This window comes from Pseudomonas cichorii (genome assembly GCF_003700275.1).
In the GTDB taxonomy this organism is placed as follows: domain Bacteria; phylum Pseudomonadota; class Gammaproteobacteria; order Pseudomonadales; family Pseudomonadaceae; genus Aquipseudomonas; species Aquipseudomonas cichorii_B.
The window spans coordinates 1-20,420 of record NZ_RBRE01000075.1; the positions used below are offsets into that span (position 1 = coordinate 1).

8 protein-coding genes are annotated in these 20,420 nt (G+C 57.5%); 7 read left to right on the top strand and 1 reads right to left on the bottom strand.

Features of this window, described 5'->3' with window-relative positions; genetic code table 11:
* The 7 genes from ALQ04_RS19610 to ALQ04_RS19640 all read left to right on the top strand — a co-directional run.
* Positions 1 to 4,467 (top strand): S-layer family protein (locus ALQ04_RS19610; RefSeq protein ID WP_122317399.1); only part of this gene is annotated, 4,467 nt, incomplete at its 5' end.
* Positions 4,468 to 4,561: 94 nt separating this feature from the next.
* Positions 4,562 to 6,064, top strand: coding sequence for a TolC family protein (locus ALQ04_RS19615; protein WP_183142229.1), 1,503 nt, complete (start codon positions 4,562 to 4,564; stop codon positions 6,062 to 6,064).
* Positions 6,065 to 6,139: 75 nt separating this feature from the next.
* A complete protein-coding gene (locus ALQ04_RS19620) occupies positions 6,140 to 6,895 on the top strand; it encodes an aspartyl/asparaginyl beta-hydroxylase domain-containing protein (RefSeq protein ID WP_122317401.1) in 756 nt (251 codons plus the stop codon).
* Complete coding sequence (locus ALQ04_RS19625) at positions 6,883 to 7,836, top strand: sulfotransferase family protein (protein ID WP_122317402.1); 954 nt, start codon at positions 6,883 to 6,885, stop codon at positions 7,834 to 7,836. The genes ALQ04_RS19620 and ALQ04_RS19625 overlap by 13 nt, the downstream gene beginning before the upstream one ends.
* Before the next feature lie 85 nt (positions 7,837 to 7,921).
* Positions 7,922 to 8,713, top strand: a complete 792-nt coding sequence (locus ALQ04_RS19630; RefSeq protein ID WP_259645052.1) for a hypothetical protein — start codon at positions 7,922 to 7,924, stop codon at positions 8,711 to 8,713.
* A 512-nt stretch (positions 8,714 to 9,225) separates the two neighbouring features.
* Positions 9,226 to 16,974, top strand: coding sequence for a calcium-binding protein (locus ALQ04_RS19635; protein WP_122317458.1), 7,749 nt, complete (start codon positions 9,226 to 9,228; stop codon positions 16,972 to 16,974).
* 147 nt (positions 16,975 to 17,121) lie between these two features.
* The gene (locus ALQ04_RS19640) at positions 17,122 to 18,261 is read left to right on the top strand and encodes a Fic family protein (protein WP_122317403.1); all 1,140 of its coding nucleotides are present in this window, start codon (positions 17,122 to 17,124) and stop codon (positions 18,259 to 18,261) included.
* Between the two features lie 68 nt (positions 18,262 to 18,329).
* Here the strand turns inward: ALQ04_RS19640 and ALQ04_RS19645 are convergent, their stop codons facing one another.
* Positions 18,330 to 20,264 (bottom strand): M60 family metallopeptidase, encoded by a 1,935-nt coding sequence (locus ALQ04_RS19645; protein WP_122317404.1) that lies wholly within the window; start codon positions 20,262 to 20,264, stop codon positions 18,330 to 18,332.
* Positions 20,265 to 20,420 lie beyond the last annotated feature (156 nt).

Here is a 20,420-nt window from a genome sequence, read left to right on the forward strand (position 1 = left end):
TCGCTGGTGACCATCACTTTCAGCGAGCAGGTCACCGGCTTCACCAACGCCGACCTGACAGTTGCCAATGCTTCCCTGAGCGCGGTTTCTTCCGGCGATGGCGGCCGTACCTGGACGGGCACGTTGACGCCTACGGCCAACCTTTCCAGTGCCACCAACTCAATCACCCTCAACAATTCGGGTGTACAGGATCTGTCCGGTAACGTCGGAGTGGGGACTACCATTTCCGCCAATTACTCAATCGACACGTTGCGTCCGACAGCCACTATCGTGTTCTCGGATGCTGCCCTGAGCATTGGTGAGACCTCGCAGGTGACCTTCACCTTCAGTGAAGCGGTGACCGGTTTCAGTAACGCGGATCTGACCATTGTGAATGGCAGCCTGAGTGCCGTCACAACCACGAACAATATTGTCTGGACGGCTACCTTCACGCCGACCAACAACATTACCGACACCACCAACGTGATTACGCTGGACAATACCGGTGTGGCTGATGCGGCCGGCAACACCGGCACAGGCATAACGAACTCCAACAACTATGCGATCGACACGCAGCGTCCGACAGCTACTGTAGTAATCGCGGACAACGTCCTCACAGCGGGTGAAACTACCCTGGTGACGATTACCTTCAGTGAAGCGGTGACCGGTTTTACCAACGCAGACCTGAACGTACCCAATGGCACCCTGAGCACAGTCAGCAGCAGTGACGGTGGCAGTACCTGGACGGCAACCTACACGCCGAACGCCAATCTGGTCGCCAACGCCAACCAGATCACCCTGGCCAACACCGGTGTAAGTGATCTGGCAGGCAACGTTGGTGCCGGTACGACCAACTCGAACAGTTTCAACATCAGTACCGTGCGCCCGACCGCGAGCATCGTGGTTGCAGACACCTCGCTGAGAGCCGGTGAAAGCTCGCTGGTGACCATCACCTTCAGCGAGGCGGTGGCCGGGTTCAACGGCGCAGACCTGAGCGCTACCAATTCCAGCGTCAGCGGGCTCAGCAGTAGCGATGGCGGTGTGACCTGGACTGCGATCCTGACGCCCTTCAACAATATTACCGACAGCACCAACCTCATTACTCTGGATGCCTCGGGAGTGGTGAATGCCTCTGGCAATGCCGGTAGCGGTCTGATCAACTCCAACAATTTCGCTATCGATACCCAGTCACCAACGTCAACGATCGTGGTAGCCGACAGCGCTCTGGCCCTTGGTGAGACTTCGCTGGTTACCGTCACCTTCAGTGAAGCCGTAACGGGTTTCACCAACGCCGACCTGATTGTGATCAACGCCTCCCTCAGTACGCTCAGCAGCAGCGATGGTGGTATTACCTGGACAGCCACGCTGACGCCGGCAGCCGGTATAACCAGTAGCAGCAATAACATCTTTCTGGACAACTCTGGCGTGACCGATGTAGCGGGCAACTCGGGCAGCGGCAGCACCTTTTCCAATGCCTATGCCATCGATACACAGCGCCCGACTTCGACTATCGTCATGTCGGACAACGTTCTGTCCGTGGGTGAAACCTCGCTGGTGACCATCACCTTCAGCGAAGCAGTGAGCGGTTTCACCAATGCCGACCTGAGCGTGCCCAACGGCACGCTGAGTACGGTCAGCAGCAGCGATGGCGGTATCACCTGGACGGCCACCTACACGCCGAACATCAACGTGTCGGACACCACCAACCTGATCAGCCTGAACAATGCGGGCATAGCGGATCTGGCAGGCAATACCGGAACCGGCACGACCAACTCGGGCAACTTCACTATCGACACCTTGCAGCCGACTGCAACTATCGTTGTGGCGGACAACGCGCTGAGAGTCGGTGAAACCTCGCTGGTGACCATCACCTTCAGCGAGGCGGTGAGCGGTTTCAGCAATGCTGACCTGACTGTTGCCAATGGCACCTTGAGTGCAGTGAGCAGCAGCGATGGCGGTATTACCTGGACCGCGACCTTTACGCCAACCACCGGGATTACCGACAGCACCAACCTGATTACCCTGGATAACACCGGGTTCACCAATGGTTCGGGCAACTCGGGCAGCGGGATCACCTCCTCGAACAATTACGCCATCGACACCCTGCGTCCGACCGCAACCATCGTGGTTGCCGACAATGCTCTGGCGATCGGTGAAACCTCGCTGGTGACCATCACCTTCAGTGAAGCGGTGAGCGGCTTCAGCAATGCTGATCTGACTGTTGCCAATGGCACCTTGAGCGCTGTCAGCAGCAGCGACGGCGGCATCACCTGGACCGCGACCCTGGCGCCGTTGGCCGGTGTGACCAGCGTCAGCAACTCCATCGTTCTGGACAACACCGGGGTGAGTGACGCGGCGGGTAACGCGGGCAGCGGGATCACTGTATCGGGCAACTATGCGATTGACTCCGTGCGTCCGACGTCGGTCATCGTGGTTGCCGACAGCGCCCTGAGTGTGGGTGAAACCTCACTGGTGACCATCACCTTCAGCGAAGCAGTGAGCGGTTTCACCAATGCCGACCTGAGTGTGCCCAACGGCACGCTGAGCGCGGTCAGCAGCAGCGATGGCGGTATCACCTGGACCGCGACCTTCACGCCGAACATCAACGTGGCGGACACCACCAACCTGATCAGCCTGAATAACACTGGCGTGACCGACCTGGCAGGCAACGCCGGGACCGGTACGACCAACTCGGGCAACTTCACCATCGACACAGTGCAACCGACCGCAACTATTGTGGTAGCCGACAGTAATCTGGCCATCGGTGAAACTTCGCTGGTGACCATCACTTTCAGCGAAGCAGTGAACGGCTTCAACAACGCCGACCTGAGCGTCGCCAACGGCAGCCTGAGCGCAGTCAGCAGCAGCGATGGCGGTGTCACCTGGACCGCGACCTTTACGCCAACCGCCGGGATCACCGACAGCACCAACCTGATTACCCTGGACAACACCGGTTTCACCAACGGCTCGGGCAACTCGGGCAGCGGGACCACTGTCTCGAACAATTACGCCATCGATACCCAGCGTCCGACGGCCACGATTGTGGTCGCCGACAGCGTTCTGGGCATTGGCCAAAGCTCGCTGGTGACCATCACCTTCAGCGAAGCGGTGAGCGGTTTCAGCAATGCTGACCTGAGCGTCGCCAACGGAACCTTGAGCGCGGTCAGCAGCAGCGACGGCGGTATTACCTGGACCGCGACCCTGACGCCGACAGCCGGAATCAACAATGCCAGCAACGCCATCACTCTAGATACGTCGGGTGTAAGCGATGCGGCTGGCAACGTGGGCAGCGGTGTCAGCTCGTCGGGCAATTACGTGATCGACTCCTCGCGTCCTACTGCGAGCATTGTGATCGCCAATCCAAACCTGGGTATTGGCCAGACCACACAGGTCACCTTCACCTTCAGCGAGCCGGTCACCAACTTCGATCTTTCGGACCTCAGCGTGGCCAATGGCACGTTGTCCAACCTGATCACCAGCGATGGCGGCCAGACCTGGACGGCAACCCTGACCCCGACTGCCAACATCTCCGATGCAAGCAATTTCATCGTCATGGACAGCAGCAACGTCACCGACCTGGCAGGCAACGCAGGCACTGGCGTGGCCAACTCGGGCAACTACAGCCTCGACGGGACCCGACCAACCGTTTCGAGCATCGTGCTTGCCAACCCGAACCTGACCACCGGTCAGACCACTCAGGTAACGTTCACTTTCAGTGAGCGAGTCAGCAACTTCGATCTTGCAAACCTCAGTGTGGCCAATGGCACGCTGTCCAACCTGATCAGCAGCGATGGCGGCCAGACCTGGACTGCGACTTTGACCCCGAATGCCAACACCAACGATGCAAGCAACTTCATCACCATCGATAGCAGCACGGTGACGGATCTGGCAGGCAATACCGGCGTCGGCATCGTCAACTCCGCCAACTATGCGGTCACGACGCTTTCCCAGGGCGGCGACCCGCAGTTCCGCATTGCGGACTCGGTGCCGTTGATCAGCCAGCCAAACCTGCCGTTGCAGCCTCAACTGTTCGGCCCGCCTACCGGCAACCTGGGCTCGCCACTGAGTTTTGCGCCACTCTTCGAGCAGCGCACCACCGGCGGTGATCTGCCGGCTGTGGGCAATATCTTTATCAATAACGGTGCTCTGGCTCCGAGCTTCATCGCTCAGGTCTTCACTTCGCAAAGCCTTACCGGTGTCGGTTCGGGTGCGGGCTTCCTCGGCTTTGGCAATGGCGAAGGCAGCGTGTTTGGCAACAGCACCTTCTCGACGCTCTTCAATCGTGATGCCTCTGCGGACACCTCGACGACCAGTTCTTTCGATAATGGCGGTCGTGGGTTGAGTGATTCCTCGTCAGGTATGCGCAGCAGTTTCGGTGCGCTGACCCTGGATCAGCAGTTGCAGCAGCTCAAGGACAGCGAGCAAAAACAGTTGCATGAACTAGCATGGGCTTTGGAGCACGCCGGTATCAGTGAAGTGCAGGCTTGAGGCAAATTTTGAGTTGTGCGTCGGCTCAAGCCGGCGCTTATAAAAAAAGAATGGGTAGTCAGGGGCGGTCGTAAGGATGAAAAGAAGTCAGAAGTTGTTCAGTGTCAGCCTGCTGGCGCTGGTAATCAGTGGTTGTGCTGTCACCAGCAAGCCTATCGACCGCAGCGTCAGTGAGCAACGCGCCAAAAGCGATCTGCAACAGATGTACAAGGACCAGGAGCCTCTGAACGGTCCCTTGACCCTGCATCAAGCCATGGCTCGCGCAGTCAAGTACAACCTTGAAGCGCGCCTGAAAATCATGGAAGAAGCCCTGGCCAAGCGTCAACTGGACCTGGCGAGCTTCGACATGCTGCCGCGCATGGCCCTGTCCGCAGGCTATGCCGGACGCAGCAATGTCAGTGCATCGAGTAGTGAAAGTGTCGAGACCGGTACCCAGTCTCTGGAACCGTCGACTTCCCAGGATCGCAGCCGCCGTGTCGCCGACCTGACCATGGTCTGGAACGTCCTCGACTTCGGCGTCAGCTACATCAGCGCCAAGCAGCAGGGCGATCAGCGCCTGATCGTGCAGGAACGTCGCCGCAAGGTCGTCAACACCATCGTGCAGGACGTACGTTCAGCCTATTGGCGTGCGGTGGCGGCCGAGCGTCTGCTCAAGCAGATCGACAGCCTGATGGTTCGCGTCGAACAGGCTCAAGGCAACAGCCAGCAGATGAGTGCCCAGCGGGTCGGTGATCCGGTCCAGGCACTGGGCTACCAGCGCTCGCTGATTCAGGCGACCCGTCAGCTCGAAGAACAGCGCAAGGCGCTGTCGCTGGCCAAGACCGAACTGGCAACCCTGATCAACCTGCCGCTGGGCAGTGAACTGACCCTGGCAACCCCTGACGACTATTCGATTCCGGAACTCAAGGTCGACATGGCAACTCTGGAAAACGAAGCGCTGGCCAGCCGTCCGGAACTGCGCGAGCAGGATTACCAGACCCGCATCAGCTCTGCCGAAACCCGCAAGGCCATGCTGCGCATGCTGCCGGGCCTGGAGTTTTCTGCCGGTGGTCATTACGACAGCAACTCGTTCCTGGTCAACGACAAATGGGCTGACATGGGCGTCAAGGTCACCTGGAACCTGTTCAACGTGATCTCCGCGCCAGCAGCCATCGATGTGGCCAAGGCCGGTGAAGAAGTTGCGACAGCCCGTCGTCAGGCCATGTCGATTGCGGTGCTGGCCCAGCTTTACGTGGCCAACGCCAACTATCGCGAAGCCCTGCGCCAGTTCAAGACCAGCCAGCAACTGTCGAATATCGACGGCGAAATCGTCGGTCAACTGCGCAACCGCTACAAGGCAGCAGGCATTGGCGAACTGGATCTGATCCAGGGCGAACTCAATACCCTGCAGGCCGATCTGCGCCGCGACCTGGCCTATGCCGACCTGCGCAATGCCTACGGGCAGATCTTCGCCAGCGCCGGTCTCGATCCGCTGCCGGAACAACTGCCTTCGACCGACGTGCAGGTGATCGCCGGGGCCCTGGCTTCGCGTGAATCCCAATGGTCGGCGGGCAATATCAGCCAACCGGTGAAAGTGGCCGAGACCCCGGCCAGGTAAGCGAAACGACGGCGAGCCAGGCTCGTGCAAGGCGATTGCCGCAGCCTTCCGCTCTGTTCCCGCCTGCCTGTAACAGTGGATTTGACGCTGCTGTTACAGGCGCTTTCGCGCATTGGCGCTAACGCCTGGGCTGCACATTTCAATGCCGGTTACTACGAAGGCCAGTGGTCGGGCGTCGCATTGATTTCCGCTGCCGATGCCCTGACCGAATTATCGCCGGGCACAGGCGAACCCATCCTGCGAGATCCATGGTGCAGTGACCCGCGTTGGGCTGCTGCCTTGCGCGACCTGCCTGTGGATATTCGTTGCGCCCGCCTGTTGCGCCTGGGGCCGGGTGGCCGCATCCACGAACATCGTGACTATGATCTGGATGGCCCGCAGGCGGATCGCCGCTTGCACATTCCCTTGCTCAGCTCACCGGACGTGGATTTCATGCTGGACCGCCAGCGCATCCCGATGAGTGCGGGCGAATGCTGGTTTCTCGATCTGGCCCGGCCGCACAGCGTCGATAACTGGGGCAGGCAGGAGCGGGTTCATCTGGTGCTCGACTGCCGACCCAATGCCTGGCTGCAACAGCAGATAGAAGCCGGTCTGCCCAGCACCCCGCCAACCGGTCCGGGACGTGCCGCCGAAGCCTTTAAGCAGTTCCGCGCCTTGCTGGAGCGTGAGCCCGAGCTGTGTCGCGCCTTGCAGGCCGAGCAGGATATCGAAACCTTCATCGCCCTGAGCCTGACGCTGGGCGCCAAACACGGCCTGCAGTTTGCTCGTGAAGACGTGCGCGCTGCCATGCGGCTGGGGCGCAACCAATGGAACCAGCAATGGACAGCCTGAAAGACTGGCTGCCGATCCGTATCTGGCAGCACGCCGGAGAATGGCGGGTGGACTGGTGCTGGTTTGGCGAGCGCAAACTCGATCAACCGTTCTTTCGCGATGCTGTCGAGGATGCGCTGCGGTTGCCATTCAATCAGGCCTTTCGCCGTGAAACCCCGCTGGCGGTGTTATGCGACTGGCAGATGCCTGGTGTCGTCCCCGGCGCGTTCATTTATCACGCCTCGCGCTGCGGCTCGACCCTGATCGGCCAGATGCTGGCGCAGCTCGACGAGGTGATCGTCATCTCCGAGCCGCCGCCTCTGGATGCACTGTTGAGAGCTGCGCTCGATCCCGCTGTCCGGCGCGCCGCCTTGCGCGGATTGTTCGCGGCTTATGGCCAACGGCGACTTGGCAGTGAGCAGTCGCTGGTGGTCAAACTGGATGCGTGGAACATCGGCGAACTGCCGTTGCTGCATGAATGCTTTCCTGAGGTTGCATGGATGTTCGTGTATCGCGAGCCTCTGGAAATAGCCGTCTCCCACATGCGCCTGGCAGGCATGCATATGGTGCCGGGGATTATTGGACCTTGTGCTCTGGACGGAGAATGTCTGACCGACTCCCGTGAGGACTATATCGCCCAGCGCCTGGGCCGGACTCTCGACTTCGGCCATGAATACTGTCGCGCCTTTGACGGCCTGCCAGTGAATTACCGTGAATTACCCGGCGAAATGGACGGCCATCTGGCAGACTTCTTCGGCCTTGATGCAGCCCAACGCAAAAAGGCGTTTTCAGCTGCGGGCCGACATGCCAAACAACCCGCTCAGGAGTTTGTTGCCGACAGTCAGGACAAGCATCGCGAAGCGACTGAACGACTCAGGGAGCGAGTCGAATACCGTACAAGAACGCCCTATGACGCGCTTGAAGTCTTGAGGAGTGAGCGCCGCTCCCGCAGGCCGGCATAAGCCAGCTGACGCTACATCTATTCGGAATTGACCAGGGATCCTTCTTCCCCGGCATGGCTGTGGATTTTCAACAGGAAATACAGGTATGGCTGCGCGTAAAAGAACACTGTGGAAAGACTTCAGATTCATCGTAGTGACCGTAATATTTCTGCTCATTGCAGTGCCGGGCGGCTTTTCTGTTTATCGGCTGGTCTGGACCGATGCCGTTCTTTGCCTGGCAGAGGGAAGGGTGCTGAGTGAGAAAGAGCATCGGCAACGGTTTCTGGAAAGTCTGGTCAGGCTTGAAGTTGATAATAGCTATATTTATAAAAGACACGATGGTAATGATTTTTTAAAGACAGGGCTTGTTGACGACAACGGGACATATGATCTTGTCCAGATAGTTCGTTCCTCAAAAAGCAATGGAAGATCCTTTGTAGAGAACTTTGCAATAAAAACCATCGCGCCGCTCAGGGAAGAAACTGCGCTTGATTATCCGCGTGAGCCGTTTGTATTGGTAAGTTATTTCGATCAACGCGGTGGCTCATCGACGTTTACCTTTTCCCGGGATGTCGTGCTGGTAAAGGATTCACCTCGGCTACGTGATCAGTTGAGTTTTTACGACAGGATAAGAGGCTTCGGAAGTCACTTCTACAAGGTGACCTCCACCTTCGTCACTATCGAATGCTGCGGAACTGACAAATACAGCCAAACCGAAGAGCGTTACCAGCATATTAAAGAGCTGGCCTGGAAAAGTACCCTGGAGTCTATTTCCAGAGGGTTTGCCACTCACACTTCCCTGGCTGTTTCATCGGGGTGCGGAGCTGTGCTTACGGAACAAAGCGAAAGTGGGGCAGGAACACGCCACATAACAAAAATCAACTCAGGGGATAAATGATGAGCATGCCGACCAGCCAACAAATTGTATCGAGATACCTTTTCAATCAGGATACGCCGCCTGGCAATCTAAAGGACGAAAAGCTGATTCGTCCCAAAAATGCCGAAGGCGATCCCGTCTACGTCGATATGAACGAGTACATGACCACCGGAGCGGGACGTTTCGTGGGCATCGAAGAGTTCAGGATTGTTCGCAGGTTTCTCGCCAGTAACGATTATGGCGATAAAAAACTGCCGCCGGGTGTCTATACAACTTCCGAGCTTCTGGACTTGTATGGCATTGCACAGGGTGAGCGCATCCTGGCGGTCAGTGGCTATACCCGTGGAGTCGATGAAAGTGATTATGCAGAACGTGCTTATGTATTCGGTACCGGTGGTTATCAAATCAATGCCGATGCCGTGTTTTATGTCGGCGAGGATGGTTCACGTTCCATTTCCAATATTTATGTCGAGCCTGCAAACGACAACTTCGATTATGTAGGCGGCGGGCCGCTTGCCCAACTAACCAACTACTTGACCCGAGAGGATATCGACCCTTCCGGTATTGGCCGGACAGTACCGATAAAGTTCACCGGCACTGTCGCCAACAGACTGAATCTGACCAGTGCCGACTGGGCTTCGCTGGAGGCAGCCAGTCGCGAAAAGGAACGGATCGTAGCCGAAAATACACTGCTGCTGGGTACCGGCGCGCCATGGTTTGCCGCACAGTTCGCTGCCCTTCTTGGAAGGCTGGTGACTAACGACATCATTACCTATGAAGACAGTGACGGGCGCTATGTCGTCTATGACGGACGGGACACCAACAACAACGGTGTCATCGATCCTTATGCGCTGAAGAACGTCACCGAGCTGATTATCAACAAAGGTGCTGCGGTCATTGCCGGGAACGGCAACGATACCCTTTACGGTACGAATTACTCCAACGACGAACTTTATGGTGGCGACGGCAACGATCAGCTCGATGGCCGCAAGGGGGCCGATCGTATGGTCGGCGGATCGGGAAACGATACCTATGTCGTGGATGACGCCGGTGACACGGTTGTCGAGAAGGCGGGTGAGGGCACTGATACCGTCAAGTCCAGTGTCGAGTTCAAGCTGGCCGATGAATTTGAAAACCTGGAGCTGACCGGCACTGCCAGCATCAATGGAACAGGCAATGACCTCGATAACCGGATCCTTGGGAACTCGGGAAGTAATGTTCTGAGGGGCGAAGGCGGTAACGATTACATTTCCGGTAACTCAGGCAACGATACGATTGATGGCGGCGCCGGGAACGACACACTCATTGGCGGATATGGCAGCGACCTGCTTGAGGGCGGGGATGGCAACGATATTCTGCAAGGCAGTGAAAGCGGCGACAGAGGCAGTTCCGACTCCGATACGCTGAACGGCGGCAATGGTTTTGATATCTACAAGGCGCAGTCTCACGATGTGATCTTCGACTCGGACGGCAAGGGCGCAGTCTATCTGGAGAATCGGCGACTTACCGGCGGCAAGCGCAAAGAGGAAGATCCTGAAGACACCTATTACGGTGGCGGCAATACCTATGTGCTCAAGAACGGCACACTGACCATCAATGGCAGCCTGATCGTCAACGCTTTCCAGAACTACAACCTCGGTATTGCTCTGGAGCTTGAGGAAGAAGAGGAAGAAGAAACGCCCGAAACCGACGATGCCGAAAACCTCACCTCGCCGATTGTCATCGACCTGGACGGCGACGGCATCGAAACCCTGGCGGTCGGGGCGAGCCATTTCGATCTGGATAATGACGGTCTGAGCGAGATGGCCGGCTGGGTCAGCCCCGACGATGGCCTGCTGGTGCATGATCGCAACGGCGACGGCCGTATCAGCAACGGCAGCGAACTGTTCGGCAACCACAGCCTGCTGAACAATGGCCAGACAGCCCGGAATGGCTATCAGGCCCTGGCCGAATACGACAGCAATGGCGACGGCACGATCAATGCCCAGGATGCCTCCTATGCCACGCTGCAGGTCTGGCGCGATCTCAACGGTAACGGCACCAGCGATATGGGCGAGCTGCAAAGCCTGGCCGATGCTGGCGTAGTGTCGATCAGCACCGGTTATACCGATTCGACCCAGGTCGATGCCCACGGTCACGAGCACCGTCAGATCAGTACGGTCATGCTGGCCAACGGCATGGCCTCGACCGCAGCGGATGTCTGGTTCAAGGTCGACGCTTCCCGGCGCGTCAACAGCGGGGACATCGAGCTTACCAACGATGTCTACTTCATGGCCAACGCCAAAGGCTTTGGCAAGGTGCATGACCTGCATCAGGCCATGGTGCTCGACCCGGAATTGAAGGCATTGCTGGCCCAGTACGTGTCGGCTACCGACGCGACCACTCGCGACCAGTTACTGGATAACCTGATCTATCGCTGGGCCGGAGCCGAGGACGTCGATCCTTACAGCCGTGATCCCCAGAAAATCTACTCGCATGTCATGGACGCACGCCAGCTCGTTACTCTGGAGAACCTGGTGGGCCATGCCTACATGGGGCTATGGTGCTGGGGTGAGCGCGATCCCAACCCGCATGGCCAGGCTGCTCCGGTACTGGTCGCCGAGTACCTTGAATTCAAGCGCTTCACGGCGGCACAGATTCTTGCACAGACCGAATATGCCGCAGAGCTGGACATCGTTCGCACGGCGTTCGGCTCTGATGCCTATGGCATTTCAGTGGATTGGGATGCGCTGCAAGGCAAGCTCGACGGCATGCTTGCCAATGGACAAAGCGCTCGTATTCAGGGCGTGGTGAGCGTGCTGACTGACCTGGGCATGTACTCGCCTGCCTACCGGGCTCAGCGCGATGTGGTTTTCAAGAATGTTGCTGCATCGAGTCCGCAACTGGCGCCATTCTTCGATTTTTCCAGCCTGATAGGCACCGCCGGCAAAGATACCCTGTATGGCACGGGCGGTGACGCGCTGTTCTACGGCCTGGAGGGTGATGACGGGATGTATGGCTATACGGGCAACGATAGCTATCACTTCGCGCGCGGACATGGCAACGACAAGATCCTGGATTGGGGCGGTCTGGACCAGATCGTCTTTGCGCAAGGTATTGCCCAGAGCGACCTGGTGTTCTCGCGCAATGTCACGACGGTCTGGATTCATGTGCGCAATGCCGACGGCAGCGATGCAGGCTCGTTGCAGATCGATAACTTCTTCAACTTCGACGGTTCGCTGGATTTTGGCGCCATCGAATCGATCCGCTTCACGGACGGCAGCAGCCTCGACCAGCAACAGATCCTGACACTGTTGACCAACAGTTCCCTCACCACAGGGGATGATCTGGTGTTCGGTACGCTGGCTGATGACACGATCGATGCACTGGCCGGCAATGACAATATTCATGGCCTGGTCGGTAACGACCAGCTATCCGGTGGTGCAGGCGATGACGTGCTGATGGGCGACGATGGCAACGATGTCCTGACCGGTGGTATTGGTGATGATGTCCTGATCGGTGGCCGAGGCAGCGATACCTACATATTCGAGGTTGGTCACGGTCATGACGTGATTGAAAACGCTGCCGATTCATCCGGGATAAAACGCGACCGGCTGTTGTTCGGGGCCGGTATCGAGGCGGCATCTGTTATCGCCAAACGCAAAGGCAATGACCTGCTCCTGTCCATCTCAAGCAATGACAGCATTCGCTTGACCAACTACTTTGCAGCCGAAGCAGGCAATGGCACGGCGGTCGATGAAATTGTCTTCAACGATGGCACGCTCTGGAGCATTGCGGATATCAGGCTCAAGGTGCTGGAAGGCAGCGCCGGTGACGACGAACTGATCGGCGATGCAAGCAACAACGTATTGCGTGGCCTGGCCGGTGACGATCTTGTCTCCGGGCTCGCTGGCGACGACACCCTGTTTGGCGGTGATGGCCAGGACAATCTCAATGGCGGTGTCGGCAACGACAGCCTGTATGGCGAAGCCGGCAACGATAATATGCTCGGCGATGAAGGCAATGACCTGCTGGACGGCGGCGACGGCAGTGACTGGATGGACGGAGGCCTCGGTGACGACACCCTGATCGGTGGTGCCGGCGACGACACCCTCAATGGCGGCGCGGGTCGCGACACGCTTCAGGGCGGCACTGGCAACGATTATCTGGTAGGCGGTGCCGGGGACGATTTCCTGGCAGGTGGTGAAGGCAATGATCGTCTTGACGGGGGCAGTGGCACCAACAGTTATCTGTTTGCCCGTGGCGGCGGTCAGGACATCATCATGGATGCCTACGAGAATGTGGTCACCATTTACCTGTCCAACCTGCCTCTGGAAACCCTGGTGTTCCGCCGCAATGGCACCAGCCTGGATGTCTCTTTCCCTGACAGTCCGCAGGATTTGCTGTCCCTCGCCGACTTCTTCAGTAACGAAATACCGTCCGGCGGCATTCATCTGCACTATGGCGATGGGCTGGAGGCTGTTATCAGCCCGGCGCAACTGCATCAACTGACGCTGGAGGGCACTGAAGCTGCCGATCTGATCCATGCTTACTCTGCCGACGATCATATCGAAGCGCGCGGTGGCGACGATGAGGTGTATTCCTTTGCCGGCAACGACAGCGTCGATGGTGGTGAGGGTAACGATTACCTCGATGCCGGTGATGGTGACGACACGTTGCAGGGTGGCAGCGGCAACGACACTCTGTTGGGTGGCCTGGGTAACGATGTGCTCACTGGCGGCAGTGGTAACGACCGCCTGGACGGTGGCGACGGCAATGACCAGTATTTATTCGCCTCAGGCTGGGGTGATGACATCATTTTCAACAGCATCGGTAGCGATAGCGTGCATTTCAGCGGCCTGGCACCGACCGATCTGCTGCTGCGCCGCGAAGGCATGGACCTTCTGGTCATCAATCAGCTCACTGGCGACCGGCTTCGCATTCAGGGCCAGTTCTCCTATCAGGCCGGCCAGCCTGGAGCGACTGCAGTCGCACAATTTGTCTTCGACAACGCCACGACCTGGGATATCGAGGCCATCCGGCTCAAGGCAATCGAAGGCACCGAAAAAGACGATGCCATTCAAGGCCATGTTGACGATGACGTGATCGCGGCGGGCGCAGGCAACGATTACGTCGACGCCGGAGACGGCAATGACGTGGTGAACGGCGGCGACGGTAATGACACGCTCTATGGCAGTTCAGGCAACGACACCCTGAACGGTGACAATGGCGACGATCTGCTGATCGGCGGTAGCGGCCTGGACACTCTGCTGGGCGGTGCTGGCAACGACACCCTTCAGGGTTACGGACTGCTCGATGGCGGCAGCGGGGACGACCTGCTCGAAGGCAGTGGCGAACTGCTGGGTGGCGATGGCCAGGACATCCTTCGTGGCCAGGGCAGTGACACACTGTCCGGTGGTGCGGGCAATGACGTTCTGGAGGCCTACAGCACCCCATGGATTCGCAACACCAACACACTGTCCGGCGGCACCGGCGATGACAGCCTTTACGGCTCCTTCGGCGACGATACCTACCTCTTCAATCTTGGCGATGGCCGGGATCTGCTGGTCGAGCGCAGGGCTGGTCAGGCCTACAGCAACATCGCCCCGTCCTTTGACACTTTACGCTTTGGTGAGGGAATCAGCCTCCAGAGCCTGAGTTTCACCCGGACCGGCAACGATTTGCTCATCAGCCACAGCAACGGCACTGACGCCATTACCGTACAGAACTGGTATCAGGAACCGAGCGAACACTTCAAGCTGGAACGCCTTGAGTTTGCCGATGGCAGCGTACTCAGTGGCAACGATGTCGAGGCGCGTGCCATTACCCTGGGAACCAGCGGTAACGACACGCTCATGGGTTACCGCAATCAGGATGACCGCATTTATGGCGGCGCCGGCGATGACCAGATCTGGGGGCAGGCGGGCAATGACCTGCTGGTGGGCGGTGATGGTGCGGACTACCTCGATGGCAGTATCGGCAACGACCGCCTCGAAGGCGGCAACGGCAACGATTCGCTGTTCGGTGGACAGGGCGCTGATGCAATGGTCGGCGGCGCGGGCGATGACTATTACGCGGTCGACAACATCAACGATCAGGTGATCGAGTTAGCGGACGAAGGCGATGATTTCATTCGCACCACCGTCAGCTACACGCTCGGTGCGCATATCGAACGCATGGCCTCCGATGGTTCGGCGAATCTGCTCCTGACCGGTAACGAACTGGCCAACGGACTGTGGGGCAACGCCGGGGACAACGTCCTGGCGGGCCTGCTGGGCAACGACTTCCTCTCGGGCGGTGCCGGCAACGATGTCTATGTGTTCAACCTGGGCGATGGTCAGGACACGCTCGACAACACCGATGTCATCACAGCGGTCGACACGCTGCGTTTCGGTTCGGGCATCAGCGATAACGACGTCCTGGCCTTCCAGCAGGGCGAGCACCTGTTCATGAGGATCAAGGGCAGCAGCGACCAGATCGCCTTGTCGGGCTATTACGCCGCCAATACCGTCAGCAACGGCGTGACCTATGACAAGAAGATCGAGCGGGTCGAGTTTGCCAATGGCGTTGTCTGGGATCAGGCCAAACTGCAGGAAGTCGTGAGCCGGGCTGCCAATAACAAGTCGCCGGTGGTCAACGCCAACGTGCCGACCTTGACGGCGAGTCAGGGGACAGCCTTCAGCTACACGATTGCGGAAAACACCATTACCGATCCCGATGCCTGGGACTCCATCACCTACAGCGTGAAGATGCGCGACGGTTCCGCTGTGCCTGCCTGGCTGAAGTTCGATGCCAGGACCCGGACGCTGTCCGGTACGCCTTCGGCCTCCGATGTCGGTAGCCTGCAGTTCATCCTGTGGGGAACGGACAACTACGGCTATGCCGCCGGTACCTATGCGACCCTGACCGTGTCGCAGCCCAACCGCGCACCTGTGGTTGCAAGCGCTCTGGCGGATCAGAGCGTGGCCGAGGGTGCTGTCTTGTCCTATACCGTGCCCAGCGGAGCCTTCAGCGATCCCGACAGCGGCGATAGCCTGACCTACACCGCCACGCTGGCGGATGGCAGCGCCTTGCCTTCCTGGCTGACGTTCAATACGTCCACCCGCCAGTTCACCGGCACGGCACCGGGTACGGCTATCGGCACAACCAGCGTCAAGGTCGTCGCCAGGGACAAGAGCGGCCTGACCGCGTCTGATGTTCTGGACATTGTCGTCACGGTACAGAACCTGACGCTGACCGGCACCTCGGGAGCGGACACCCTGACCGGTCGTTCGGGCAACGACACCCTGAACGGTGGAGCTGGCAACGACACTCTGACCGGCAATGCGGGCAACGACCGGCTCAACGGTGGTGCAGGCAACGACACCATGCGCGGCGGTACGGGTGACGATACCTATGTGGTGGATTCGACGTCCGATGTGCTGACCGAAAACGCGGGAGAGGGAACCGATACCGTGGAGTCCGGCCTGACCTGGACCCTTGGCGCCAATCTCGAGAACCTGACCCTGACCGGCACTTCGGCTATCAACGGCACAGGCAACGCACTGGACAACATCCTCATCGGAAACAGTGCCGTCAACACCCTGACTGGTGGTGCGGGCAACGACCGCCTGGATGGCATGGGAGGCGCTGACAGGCTCATCGGTGGCGCAGGTAATGACACCTATGTGGTCGATAATGCCAGCGACGCCATTACCGAGAATGCCAACGAAGGAACCGACACGGTCGAGTCCGGCTTGACCTGGACACTGGGTAACAACCTGGAAAACCTGACGTTGACCGGCACTGCCGCCATCAATGGCACGGGCAATGCCCTCGCCAACGTGCTGACCGGTAACGCGGCGGCAAACAGCCTCAGCGCCGGTGCTGGCAACGACACGCTGGACGGACGGGGCGGGGCCGATACCCTGACCGGTGGGGCGGGCAACGATACCTATATCCTGGGACGTGGCTATGGCGTCGATACGGTGGTCGAGAATGACTCGACCAGCGGCAATACCGACGTTGCCCGATTCATGGACGGCATCGCCACCGATCAGCTCTGGTTCCGCAAGGTGTCCAACAACCTGGAAGTCAGCGTCATCGGAACCTCCGATGCACTGGTGATCAAGGATTGGTACACAGGGGCGGCCACCCATGTCGAACAGTTCAAGACCAGCAATGGCAAGACACTGCTCGACACCAAGGTGCAAGGTCTGGTGGATGCGATGGCTGCATTCTCGCCACCAGCGGCTGGCCAACTGACGTTGCCGGATAACTACAAGGAGCAGTTGTCTCCGGTAATTGCCGCCAACTGGCAGTAACCCGCCCTCTACATGACCGGCCTGCCTGATGGCGGGCTGGTCATGCCACATTGGAAGCATTGGGGATGAGCCGATTATTTCGTGTATTCGGCTCATTTGGTGAGCCGAATAGCGTTATTATTCGGCTCAAACCCCGAGAGCTTCATCATGAATGACTCCCAGCAATGGATCTGGCAACACTCGGACTGGCCGCTTTTTCGCTGGCAGGAAGAGCCGTTGGCGGCGTTGCTGCGCGAGTGTGCTCAAGCCCAGGGACAGTTGCTGGGCATGTTGAGCGCAACGGGTGCGGATACCAGTGCCCGGACTGAACTGGATGCCCTGCTGCAAAACATCATCACCTCTTCGGCCATCGAGGGAGAGCAACTGAATGTCGGTTCTGTGCGTTCTTCGCTTGCCAGGCGTCTTGGGCTGGAGGGTAACCAACAGGTCAACCCGCGTAGCGAGGGCCTTGCAGAGCTGATGCTGGATGCTACACAGCAGCATCAAACCACGCTTACGATTGAGCGCGTATTGCACTGGCATAGCTTGCTGTTTCCTGCGCAACAATCGCTCATGTCGCACAACATTCGTGTTGGGGACTTGCGCGGCGAAGAGCCCATGCAGGTAGTTTCGGGACGTATTGATCGACCCACCGTACATTTTGAGGCACCGCCACGTAAGGGGCTTGAACAGCAGCTCCATGCATTCCTTGACTGGTTCAATGCCAGTCGCTCGGATGCCGGCCTGGACCCGTTATTGCGCGCCGGGCTTGCGCACTTCTGGTTCGTGACCCTGCACCCCTTCGACGACGGCAACGGGCGTCTGACACGAGCCATCACCGATCTGGCCCTGGCTCAGGCGCAGAACCAGGCGATTCGTTTTTATGCCATGTCTGCCAGCATTCTTGCTACCCGGCAGGACTATTACCGCATTCTTGAACATTGCCAGAAGGGTGGCCTGGATATCACGGCATGGCTGCAATGGTTTCTCCAGACCTTGCTGCATTCCCTTGAGCAGGCAATCCAGCGTATCGACCGAGTACTGGCCAAGGCCCGCTTCTGGCAAAAACACCGGGATAAAGGCCTGGCAGCGGAGCAGATCAAGGTCCTTGACCGGCTTCTGGATGGAAACCTGCTGGCCGACAAGCCTGGATTTGAAGGCGGCATCAGTGCCGCGCAATACCAGACTGTTGCCAAGGTCAGTAAAGCGACCGCAACCCGCCATCTTGGCGACCTGCTGGAAAAAGGCTGTTTGCAGAAATTGCCGGGAGGAGGGCGGAGCACGCGGTATCAGATTGAATGGGAATGATCCGGTCTTTCGCGGATAAATCCGCTCCTACGGGCGCTGTAGGAGCGAATTTATTCGCGAAAACCTGACTATTGATTCTTCGATACAGCCAGCTTGATAGGCACGGTCAAAGTCCCGCCCCAGTTCTCGTCATATGCCGCTCTGATACCCAACCTCAATACACCTTCATAATTGTCGTCGGGCAGAGGCAGTAAATTGTCCGAGGGTACATAGCGCAGTTTCCAATAGACGTTATGATCCTGGCCGGCACAAGTCCCGATTCCATGCATCGGACCTTCCCCTTCGCACTCGCCGCGTCTGAGGGTGCCGCGCAGCACTACGGAATAAGGGACTCGTTTGCTACCTACAACCAGTGTGGTGAGTTTCGTATAGCTTTCGTTCTCAACCATTTGAAGCGAGGTCGGTCCTTCCTCCTTGCCGTAGGCCACAAGCCCAAGGGAGTGTTTCAGGAGCGGTACGGGTATCACGCCTTCGAGGGTTGGCTGTGCAGAAAGCGTCCAGTCTACGGAGTACTGCACACTTGGTTTTATCGGCTGTGGAAGCTGGAGGTCAGCGATTGCCTGGCGCGACTCTGCGCTGTAAGGAAATTTCCATTTATCAAAGAACCCCCGCAAATCCCTGCCGACTACCCGGCTGGAGTTGATTGCAAACCAGTCCATCATTTGCTGATCGGTGGAAAAGTCGGCAGCATTGTCGCCTCGGGCATAAGCGACTCTAAAATCTCTCGCGAGCTGTGCATGCCAGTCCGGAAACGAAACATAGAGTTGCGCAAGCATCAATAATGTTTGATCGGCAGGGTTGGTAGGGTTTTCAGGTAAGCCGTCCATGGCCAGAAAACGTCCTACAGCTTCTGGATCGGAAGTAATGAATGAGCCAAACCTTGAATGACATCGAGTGAAATTTTCTGTTTTCTTGCCAGTCAGCATTTGACAGGCTTCCAGCGAGAACAAGTTATTGCTGACTTCTCTAATACCTCTCCATCGCCATGCTTCTTGATTCTGGTGCCCATATTCATGCCAGTCGCCCCAGTGACTGGTTATCCGGTTGCCGCCAAAATTTATACCGATCAAACCATTGCTGTACCAGGCCGCACAGCAGACGTTGAAGCTGGCCTGATACATCGAAAATGCGATAGTGTCCATCGGGTTATCGATTTGCCATGCGAAACCATTGAGTTGATCATAACGGGTTGTAATAATCAGATGCTCTTGCATCATGGCATCTATATTTTTGTCGGCATGGAGCGAAGCGACTGCCGCAGGAAAGGCCATTACGGTTCTGCCGTTGAATAGATACACCTGTCCTGACGGATCCGGTGACTTTGCAATTTTCGGCCAGTCGCCAGGAGGCGTGAGCCCGTAGATGTAAAGTGATGTGTTTTTATGTGATGGGGACGTATTTATAGTAACAGCGGCTCCCACGCTACTCCAGTTACTCATGTTTTTATCAATGTCCACACAGGCCAGCATGAGCATGCCAGGTAGGGTTGCCTTATACAGAGTGTTGGAGTTTTTCAGCAGTCTCACACCATTGGTTTCTGAAAAATTGTAGGGCTTGTCAAAATTGGCGAATGTATAGGCGAAGCACTGAGTGGTAGGAGTGGGGTAGTCTTTTGTTTCCAGTATTACTGTATCGCCGACAGCCAGATAGACGCGCGTAGGTATATTGGGGTTCCTGCGATGAAGCTCTCCCTTGCGCCTTAGCTCATTGGTTTGGTCCTCAACGATAGGGACCTGGTAAGTGTTTTCTCCCCCTGAAAATATTCCTATTCCGCGTATTTTCCATGCAAGGCTTTCAGCAATTACGCCTCTTGCAGATGTCTGGAAGATGTCTGTGTCTTTTTCTTGATTTGCCGAGGGTAATAGTACTTCTTTATCATCATAGATGACGTCCTCTTCGGCGAGGATGGTCAGGCTGAATGTCACTGCCAAGAGTATGGTCAGTGAGCGTAAGAGTGTTTTGGTTGTTTTATATAAGATTAATCGAGAGGGGCGTGTGTTCATAGTGAATTTCCTTATTATAGTGCTTCCTTTATTTTCTGTAGTTTAGTTTGTGGATAGTGGGTTCGGAGTTGGAGAAATATAATATTTGGGGATATTCATCGACCTGTTTTGCACTATCAGGAATGACTTTTTCGCAAATGACGTGCTGGCCCTGAC

Bases quoted from the DNA above. Each gene is read 5' to 3' on its own strand.
- ALQ04_RS19625 (WP_122317402.1), top strand. From the start codon at position 6,883: ATGGACAGCCTGAAAGACTGGCTGCCGATCCGTATCTGGCAGCACGCC.
- ALQ04_RS19630 (WP_259645052.1), top strand. From the start codon at position 7,922: ATGGCTGCGCGTAAAAGAACACTGTGGAAAGACTTCAGATTCATCGTA.
- ALQ04_RS19640 (WP_122317403.1), top strand. From the start codon at position 17,122: ATGAATGACTCCCAGCAATGGATCTGGCAACACTCGGACTGGCCGCTT.
- ALQ04_RS19645 (WP_122317404.1), bottom strand. From the start codon at position 20,264: ATGAACACACGCCCCTCTCGATTAATCTTATATAAAACAACCAAAACA.